The 6,942-nt window shown below is 56.5% G+C and carries 5 protein-coding genes; all 5 read right to left on the reverse strand.

Going from position 1 to position 6,942, the window contains the following annotated elements:
* The coding region (locus F4X57_05625; GenBank protein ID MYC06633.1) for a hypothetical protein at positions 1 to 431 on the reverse strand (431 nt) is incomplete at its 3' end.
* A 748-nt stretch (positions 432 to 1,179) separates the two neighbouring features.
* On the reverse strand, positions 1,180 to 1,662 hold the full coding sequence (locus F4X57_05630; protein ID MYC06634.1) for a hypothetical protein: 483 nt from the start codon (positions 1,660 to 1,662) through the stop codon (positions 1,180 to 1,182).
* 289 nt (positions 1,663 to 1,951) lie between these two features.
* Positions 1,952 to 3,919 (reverse strand): hypothetical protein, encoded by a 1,968-nt coding sequence (locus F4X57_05635; GenBank protein ID MYC06635.1) that lies wholly within the window; start codon positions 3,917 to 3,919, stop codon positions 1,952 to 1,954.
* Between the two features lie 122 nt (positions 3,920 to 4,041).
* Entirely contained in the window at positions 4,042 to 4,512 is a 471-nt protein-coding gene (locus F4X57_05640) for a hypothetical protein (GenBank protein MYC06636.1), read from the reverse strand.
* Positions 4,513 to 4,564: 52 nt separating this feature from the next.
* Positions 4,565 to 6,586 (reverse strand): DUF1819 family protein, encoded by a 2,022-nt coding sequence (locus F4X57_05645; protein MYC06637.1) that lies wholly within the window; start codon positions 6,584 to 6,586, stop codon positions 4,565 to 4,567.
* Positions 6,587 to 6,942 lie beyond the last annotated feature (356 nt).

Here is a 6,942-nt window from a genome sequence, read left to right on the forward strand (position 1 = left end):
CGGGTTGGCGTGACAGTATATGTTGGAGTAATGGTTGGTGTGGATGTTACTGTGGGCGTATCGGTAGGCGTATGAGTTGCAGTGGGAGTGGGCGTCTCCGTAGGTGTGGGTGTATTAGTGGGCGTGTGAGTTGAAGTAGGAGGGACAGCCGTAGCCGTAGCCGGCGGTCCGTCCCTATCTGTAACCTGTACTGTCATTGACGATGGATTGCCGGGGTCATTGTCTTCCCAGCCTGGATGTATGTCAACTTTCAGCGAGCGGCTCCCATAGCCGGAGAGAACCCTGTGCGTAATCTGCTTAGTGCTGTCCCCTTCGATGAACACCACCGCTATGAGATGCACGTCATCCACATCGTACACTCGAATGCCGCTTCTAATTGTGCTCGCATCGTCCACTTCGGCTCCACGAGTGATGCGAACAGTTATGGTCAAAATATCACCCTCACGAACGGGTGAGGGCGAAAGACCCGCCATGCAAACGGCAGACCAGTCGCTCGTAGGATCAGGATGCGTGCATGTCTCAGATGTCTGGGCATGCGAGGCGCCAGGAACAACGATTCCGTAAGTGATGAAGCAGGCGGCCATCACTGCAAGGGTGGCTGCCATGTATGATTTGAAGGGGATCTGCTGAAGGTGCGCGGGGAAATCCTGAATGATGCGCGTAGGTTGGTATGAGTTGCCTCTTCTCACTGAGCGAGGAAGTTTATGCTGTATTGAATGCAGTTGTTTCACTTGCATTTGGATTATGGACGCGAGTTTCATTTCCTTCTGAAGAATTCGCAACAAAGGTGCTCAAATCACCTCTCACTCAAGTCATCTTTTTGTGTCACAAAAGACGATTTCACAAATGCAATTTATACTTGTTTTTTCCAATTTATACCTGTCGCTTCCAAGTTATGCCTGTCATTTCCAATTTATACCTGTCATTTCGAGCGAAGCGAGAAATCTAAAGTCGGAAACAGGTCTGCATGCAACGATTTCAGATTCCTCACTGCGTTCGGAATGACAACATTAGGGATTTATGAAATCGTCTCGTCACAAGTAAACCGAAATTGTATTAGGACCTCAAAATGCCGGAAAGCGTGCACCCCGGATAATCTAGCGCTATCGAATTGTTATCTGTAGAAATCGGTTGCCGAACTATCGAAGTGTGTCTATCTCGTATGCTATGACCATGCGGCTATTCCTGCTCTTCCTCATGCTTGCCATTTCTGCGGAATGTAGGCGGCGGTTCGTCGAAGTCTTCACCGCGCTCTAGCGCTTCCCTCATACGCTTGTAGTATGCGAGATTCTGAGCGTCGGCGTCGGCGTACGCTAAATCTTGACCTTTCTTGACGCCTAGTTCGACACCCTCTTCTCTACCCACTTCCTTGCCTTCTTCTATACCCTCTTCCTTGCCTCTGTCGTAGCCCCTGTCAAATCCCCGCTTCACCATCTCGTATGCTATTACCATGATGTATGCTCCTCCTTCGAAGGCACCGGCGATCCCTGCCGACACCACAGACACAGACTCGCCTCTGCTGATTATGGCGATAGTCGTCGCTAGGGTCGTGCCGGCGGTCGCTGCGGCGATTTCGTACCACGCAACTAGCGTCATTCCCCCTATGAAGGACACGACGAACGCCGCGACCGATATTACTCTAACCCAAGCGGGCAGTACCACATTCACACCTATAGTTCAATTATTGGCAACGGACGGCAGGGTGTCAACCGCTTGGTAAACGTGAGGACGATTTCACAAATGCAATTTATACATCTGTCATTTGCAATTTATGCCTGTCATTTCGAGCAAAGCGAGAAATCTAAAGTCGGAAACAGGTCTGCATGCAACGATTTCAGATTCCTCACTGCGTTCGGAATGACAACATTAGGGATTTATGAAATCGTCTCAACCGTGGATAGCGATTTCATCTGAGGGATGTGTGTGCGATACTCTCGTCTCCCCCCATCTCTCAATCATTTGGAACGCCATTCCCCTCATACGACAGCACGCGCAGCCCTTCGCCGTCGGGGACTAGCAAGATACGGCTGCCCGGCGCGGCGGCGATGGCTTGGGCTAGGCGCGCGTGGTCGTCGTCGGTTAGCGTGGGCGTTGCGACGTCGATGTCTGCCCACAGCAGCATTTGCACCTCGTATCCGAGCGCATCTTGCAGCGGGGCGACAATTGCGCTTCCCGCCGGCGCGAGCAGCGTTACCTGCTTGCGTGAATGCCGTATTTCGGGCGTGTCAAGCAGAGCAGGCGCGTCCGATGTTTCAGGCGCAACGGGGACATCGGGCGCATCAAGTCCGGTTTGCGGCGCGACTTCCGCTGTTTCGTCTCTTGTGGCGTCGCGCTCGGCATCCTCGCCGTCTTGCTGGCGGTCTTGGCGGTAGATTGACCAGTAGTAGGGCAAGAACACGGCTGCGGCGGCGATTACGGCGATTGGCGATGTCATGTCTTCCAGCGTGTCTAGCGAGAGCGCGAGTTCTAGCAGGTCGCGCAGGACGAAGAAGAGCAACACGCTGACGCTGCCCAACAACGCCAACACGCCAATCCCCAGCGCGGCGAAGATGAAGATGCGGCGCGATGTCGCCTGCCGATCGTCCGCGCCTAATTCAACCGCTCGCGTTTGTATGTTCCGCCAGTAGTATCCCCAGACGGGCACACCCAGAACCGCCAGCGTTATTATGTTTATGAGCGGACGCTTCCACTGGTCGCCGCCAACCACCACATCCCCGAACTGCGCCAGAATGAGCTTGAGCGCCGCGCCGACCAGCATGAATGCGGCAACCGCCAGCGTGCCCGTGCCTATCGCGGCGAGGATGTATGTGTACGCTCGGCGCGCTGACAGCGTCGTTCCGCCCGATGTGCCTGTCTCATGCCTCACTCGATACCAGTGGTATGCCCAGAGCGCAGCGCCGATGGATAGGGGAGCGACCGCACCGGGCAGAAACTCGAAGTGCTGCGCGACCGAATCTGCGCTGTATGTGCCGAAGAGCCAGGTCAGGAATTCGTGGATAATGATGCCCAGCGCAACCAATGTCGTCATCACGCCGCCAAGGATTGCGAAGATGTACAGATAGACCTGCCGCAGCACGCTGTCGTAGTCGCGCCGCGCGATGTACAGCCAGTGCAGCGCCCAAGTCGCCGCGCCCACGATTGCGACTGCCAGCATCTCGCGCATAGCATGCCGCAACAGTCCCGAATCGCCCGAGATAACAGGCGTGGAAACAAGCGCGTTGTAGCCCTCAAGCAGTATGAAGTAGAGCACGCGCCCGACGCCTATCGAGAGCATAACCAGTCCGGCAAGGGACGCGATGTAGATGTAAAGCCGCCGTATCGCGCGCGTATCCGGAGAATGCTGCCCTTCGCCCTCTTCGATGCGCCGGTGGAATATCCACACGACCGCCCAAATCACGACGGCGGCAGGGTAGTAGCCCCCGAAATCTTCCACGCCCATCAGCCAGCTCAGCAGGTTGTATGCGTTGAATATGATGAACACGCCGGCGGTGGCGAGCGTGACGTAAATATACAACTTGCGCAGGATGGAACGCGCTTCCACCGGCTGCTCTGCGACGGCGCGCTGCACGAAGCGCCAGTGAAAATACCATATCGGCGCGCCAACTATCAGCAGCGACGCGCCGGTCGCGAGCTGCGTGGTGGAATCCAACAGCACCGCGCCGACATCGCCCGCGCCCGCTTCGAAGATGAACTGGATGATAATCACCACGCCGTTCGCCGTCATCATCAGCGAGATGAACGACACAAAGTAGAAGTACAGCCGGCGCACCGTGCCTATGCCCGCGTCGTCTTCCTGCTCTTGCTGATTCGCAGACATGCGCCGCCGCCAAACGGTGACGCCATAGACAATAAGCGCGATTATCGAGACGGGCACAAGCAGCCCTAGTAGCGATGATATTATGAAGAAGGCCTCAGGCATGAAAGTATCCTTTTCAAAGGGATGTTACTGACATGGATTGACAGGACTTATGGTTCGACAGAGCCTGTGCTGAGCTTGCCCAAGCGCTCACCACGAACGGATATAGGCGCGCATCTGCCGGATTACTCGCTGACCGTTTCGTCGCAGTAGTCGTAGGGCCAGGGGTATTCGGTGAACTTCCACTCGCCGCTTTCTTGCCGCAAGGTGTATCGCCTGTTATATGACGATTCGCCGCTGTCAAATGGACCGCTTCCGTAAAACTCTGTTACCTGTACATCTACGAGCGTGAGATTATCGACAACCTTGGTCTCGCGCAGCGTCGCGCGAATGTCCCTATCGCCGTCATCGTAGTGGCGGTAGCCGCTGCCGTCCGCGTAATCTGTGAGTTCGCATTTCCCTCGAAGCTCTGTGGATAGCATGCCGTAAGCCGCCTCGATGTCATCATCCTCAGCCGCCCGCAGCAGGTCTTGCACCGCCCGCTCCGGCGTCCCCGGCGCAAACACGGTCTCCCTCGACGTAAGCGCAAGCACAATGCTCACAATTAGCAGCGCGGCTAGGAATCCCCCCGCGCCTATGAGCCACCACTTGGTCATGATGTTCTCCTAACCACCGACTGACGCACCGACCGACTGACAGACTGATGAACTAACCGACTCGCTTGCGCTGGCTGCGCAGATAGTCCACCATCACATACCGGCCGAGCTGGCTGGGGTCTGTGTAGAAGGCGCGCCCCTTGTTGATGCGCGTCATCTTGTCGATGAAGTCCATCAGGTAATAGTTGTGCTCGAGCATGAAGGTGTTGATGGTGATGTTTTCCTGCGTGCAGCGTTTCACCTCTTTCAGCGTCTCTTCGATGGTGCGCCAGCTAGGCGGGTAGCTGAAGTACGCGCGCCCGTGCTCCAGATGCGCTGTCGGCTCGCCGTCCGTAATCATCAGTATCTGCTTCGTGGCGACCTTCTGCCGTGACAGCGCCTGCCGCGCAAGCATCAGCGCGTGCTGCATATTCGTGCCGGACACCCACGCGTTCCATGTCAGGTCCGCGAGGTCGTCCGTTGCGATGTCCATGCCGTAGTCCGAGAAGCCGATAATGTACAGATAGTCGCGCGGATACTGGCTGTGGATGAGCCAGTACAGCGCGAGCGCCACCTTCTTCGCCGCCGCGAAACTGCCGAACATGCCCATCGAGCGGCTCTGGTCTATCAGCAGCGCGGTCGCGGTCTGCGTCATATGCTCGGTGTGGTGAATCTCGAAGTCTTCCGGGCTTATTCGCATGGGCGTCCCGGGCCCATTCCGCAGCGCAGAGTTGAACAGCGTGCGGTGCAAGTCGATGTCGAACGGGTCGCCGAACTCATAAGGCTTGGTCTCGCCGGTGCGCTCGCCGCCGTCGCCGCGCGAGTAGATTTCGTGGCGTCCCATGCGGTCTTTCTTCAGCTCGGAGAATACTTCGCGCAGCGCCTGCTGCGCCAGCTTGCGGATACCGCGCGGCGTAAGCTCCAATCTGTCGCCTTCGCGCTTCAGGTAGCCCGCCTCTTCGAGCTGCTGTATCAGCCGTTGCAGCTGCTCCAATTGGCGGCGCGCGTCCTCGCCCATTATTTGCTCGACATTGTCCAAGTCGATGTCTTCGACATTGCCGTTGCGCATGACCTGCTGCACTTGCTGCTCCAACTGGTCCATATCGCGCAGTTCGCCCATCAGCTCCATCGCGGCGTCCAGCGTCATGCTTTCGTCGCCCATGAATGGGTATTCGCTCGCCATATCGTCGAACGGGAACATGTCGTACATCATCCCCGCGAGTTCGGCGATTTCGTCCATGAACTCCGGGTCAATCGCCGCGCCTAGCATGGATTCCAGCTCGTTGCGCATCTGCGGCGACATGCTGTCCATCAGCGACTGCATCGCCGCCATCTGCTGCTGCAACTGGTCTATAAGTTCGTCCAGGCTTGCCGGACGGTCCGGGTCGAAGTACTCGCCGTACTGCTCCATGAAGCCCTCGAAGTCCGGGTCCTCGCCCATCGCGCGGTCGCGCAGCATCTGGTTGAGCGCCTGAATCATGTTCTTCAAGCCTTCCATGTCTTCCGGCGACATGTTTTGTAGCTGCTGCTTCATATCTTGGAAGAAGTTCTGCATCATCTGCTGCTTGAGTGAATCCAGCAGTTCGTTGAACTTCTCACGCGCTTCTTGGTCCATAAAGTCGTAATCTTGCAGCTGCTGAATCTTGCCGCCGGGGCTGTCCGGCAGCGAATCGAGCGAGTCGGAGTTGCGCTGAGCGCGGTCTTGCAGCATCTGCATGGGCGCTTGCAGGTGTTCGGCGGTATCGCCCGCTTCCTGCAATTGGCGTTCCGCGTCTTGTAGGCGGCGCTCGATGCCTTGCCGCTCGGTATCGATGACATCCTGCAACTTCTCCTTGATGTCGTCCATCACCGAGTCGAGGTTATAGCGTTCGAGCTGCTGCTGGCGTTGCTGGCGTAGCCGTTCCAGCAGGTCGCGCAGTCCGGGTGCGTGCTGCCCTTGCTCATCGTCAACGCCGCGCTGCAGCAAACTGCGAAGCGCGCGATTAGGATCGCCGTGCTCCAAAATGTCGTCGGCAATGGAGTTCATAAGGTCGTCCGCGTCCATGCTGAAGACCTGCTGGCTGCCGTCCCAACGGTAGTATCTGTAAGTGGTCATAGCGCATCCTTCCGCTATCCATATTGTTGGAACTAACCTACCACAAATCGCAAAGCCGCGTTGGAAAAACTGAGACCAAAGACGATTTCACAAATCCTCGAAAGTAAAGCAAGTCAAGATTTCTACGGGAATTTTCGAATCGTCATTCCTGCGAAGCATGTCCTTGCGAAGGCAGGGAGCAGAAATCCGGAAGCTTTCGTTCGCGGACAGGACTAGGTTCTGTGGACATTTGCTCATATACGCTCACCATGCCATCCCGAACCTACTCCCATCGTGCCATTCCGAACCTACTCCCATGTCATTCCTCACTAAGACAATTTCAAAAGTCCCTTCCCCCTCGATGGGGGAAGGTTAGG

The organism is Chloroflexota bacterium (assembly GCA_009840355.1).
Classification (GTDB): domain Bacteria; phylum Chloroflexota; class Dehalococcoidia; order Lucifugimonadales; family JADFKI01; genus Bin90.

Coding starts and splice junctions, on each gene's coding strand:
- F4X57_05645 (MYC06637.1), bottom strand. CDS start 6,586: ATGACCACTTACAGATACTACCGTTGGGACGGCAGCCAGCAGGTCTTC.
- F4X57_05640 (MYC06636.1), bottom strand. CDS start 4,512: ATGACCAAGTGGTGGCTCATAGGCGCGGGGGGATTCCTAGCCGCGCTG.
- F4X57_05635 (MYC06635.1), bottom strand. CDS start 3,919: ATGCCTGAGGCCTTCTTCATAATATCATCGCTACTAGGGCTGCTTGTG.